Genomic DNA, 2,312 nt, shown 5'->3' with positions numbered 1-2,312 from the left:
CCCAACCAATTGAAAAACACTAGAAAGGATTGATGATTTGGACATCAGGACATTCATAGAAGCCAACAGCGCAGACGACTCACGAGAGGCGCTAATCGGCATTCTTACGCGGTATACCCAACCTGCATTCGGTGCGTTGCCAAAGCGAGAGACTGACATCCTTATCTTCGAGGTGATGCGAACACTTGGTCTACTACCCGAAGACGCATCGGTCTACGACCTGATGACAGACCTCCGGATCACACGTGCGAAGGCCTCGCAACTGCTGTTTGATTCCGCGATACGGAAGTTTGACGAGAACCCAGAATTGTTAAATTCAAAGGTGGTCGAGGCTTTGTGTGATGCGCGCTTTCATCACGACGCTGACAAATATTTTATACTTGAGGTCGAGGACCCAATGGTCAACGCGAGTCTCAAGGAGAGAGTTCGCAAGGCTGGTCATATATCAGACAGCTCGTTCAACGCGGCACTCATCCGGCTCCCCTTGGATGCCGTTGCTGATTTAGTTGCCGATCTGCTTCCGGAGGATCGTCAGGATGACGTCAAGGCCGCACTTGTCGCCGCCGGAGCGCCCGAAGCCCCCTCTTTCAAAAACGTGGTCAAGTCTTCGCTAAAGACACTGGGGAAAAAGGTCGTTGGGGACGCTGCAGATGGCTTGGTTGATGAAGCGGGTGCGTTCCTTGCGCCAATCCTACGCGATGGTGCAGAGATCGCAGTGAAATGGGTATCTGTTTTTAGCAGTGGCAACGCCGATGGTAACGAAATTAGCGGAGGGGGGCACGCCTGACCTTTTATACATAATGTGCAGTCAGAATATTGAGGCCATCGCGCTGGTTCGGTGGCTTGAGTGAGCCTGAAAGGGACATCCTCATAATCATCGAAGGCTGATTAGTGGCGCTAAACAAGAGCATTTGCGGCGAATTCGCAAATTGGTAATGTTTAATCGCACCCGTTAGCTATCTGCGTTTAATAAAAGAAGTAGGATTTTCGTGAACTCATGTGCCTCTTGCAGGGCATTGTGATTGGGTAAGCCCTCAGTTGCATCGACCTTCGCAATATTGCATCGGTTCATGGCGTCTTGCGCGGCTCGATAGATATCATCTTCGTGCAAGAAATTGTCTGCTAGACTTGACATTCTGAAGTGCTTCGCGTGGTAATCTCTGGTCAAATATCCACGTTTGTGTACATCAGAAACCGACCATTCGTGGAAAATCGCTTTGGTCGAGGTCAGTAGACCGGAAGATGCTTCGAATAGCTGATTGCGCCTGGTCTTGAGCGAGTCGACGTCGGGCTTTTCAAGTGCCTCTCGCTTGGCGCGTTCTTCTACCCATAATTTGTAGGGTGCTAAAAATAACAGGTTAGTTAATAAGATGATTGAAACGGCGGCCATGATAAACGACGCGATGTATTGAGTGGGTGCATTATCTCCCCAAACTGCGGCGGCGAGTGTCGCTAAGACGGCCGAAATCACCCCATATACGGTCCAAGCCCGAGCGAATGCCTTTTTAAAGATCAGCTGCAAGTATTCCACGGGTCAATGCTATTCCCGCTCGGGCGATTCCACAATTGGCAGTTGCTACTCAACATTGATGTTTCCTGTACCTCTCAGAAGGCGCCTGGGATGCGATAGATATGGTGTGGCGAAAGTGGGTGAGGTTGGCGTCTGCATTGGATCTATCCTTGGCCAAAACTATTCGTTTGGTTCCAGTTACTTGAATAGCCCGCACGATCGACTGCCAGTATCGGCGGGCTGACGATCTTGCGGGCGGCCTGCGGCCTTGGTCCCACGCGCGATCTCAAGGCTATGGCATTGAAATCGTTTGTTTAGATTCAAATTAGACTGAGAGCTTTGTCGCCCATGCCCCGAATACGCATGTCTTCGATCCTCCGCTGACGCAGCGGGCTTACTCTCTACTATGTCATGGGAACCTCCTGACTGATGATTGAGAAGGCCCCAATCGTCAGACAGGTCGATGAGATCGAAAAAAGCGCAACGCTTTACTCAGGCCACGACACAAGCCAAACGCTCCAATGCCGCGGAGCGGCTCAGCCCAAGAGTAGAAAACGATTATCTTCCGGTTCATCGGTCGATAATCCATGTCAACGCCATGTCAACGAGCGTACGTCATTTTTTGAGTGTGAGGCACGACGGATGTGGGCCAATGTCAGCGAGTTTCAGGGCTGAAAATTTGTGAATTCAAAGGCTTGTCGCCTATGTGATTGAATTTATTAAGTTCTTGAAATCATTTAATAATGGGCTCATAACCTGAAGGTCGTAGGTTCAAATCCTACTCCCGCAACCAAAAATAAAT

General features: G+C 50.0%; 2 protein-coding genes. One reads left to right on the top strand and one right to left on the bottom strand.

Annotation, left to right across the window (positions count from 1 at the left end):
- Positions 1–37: 37 nt before the first annotated feature.
- On the top strand, positions 38–787 hold the full coding sequence (locus AC4GMC_RS18255; protein WP_487878667.1) for a hypothetical protein: 750 nt from the start codon (positions 38–40) through the stop codon (positions 785–787).
- A 165-nt stretch (positions 788–952) separates the two neighbouring features.
- Here the strand turns inward: AC4GMC_RS18255 and AC4GMC_RS18250 are convergent, their stop codons facing one another.
- Positions 953–1,531, bottom strand: coding sequence for a hypothetical protein (locus AC4GMC_RS18250; RefSeq protein WP_487878666.1), 579 nt, complete (start codon positions 1,529–1,531; stop codon positions 953–955).
- Positions 1,532–2,312 lie beyond the last annotated feature (781 nt).

This window comes from Thalassobacter sp., from assembly GCF_982993085.1.
This window is presented reverse-complemented; position numbering and strand designations above follow the sequence as displayed.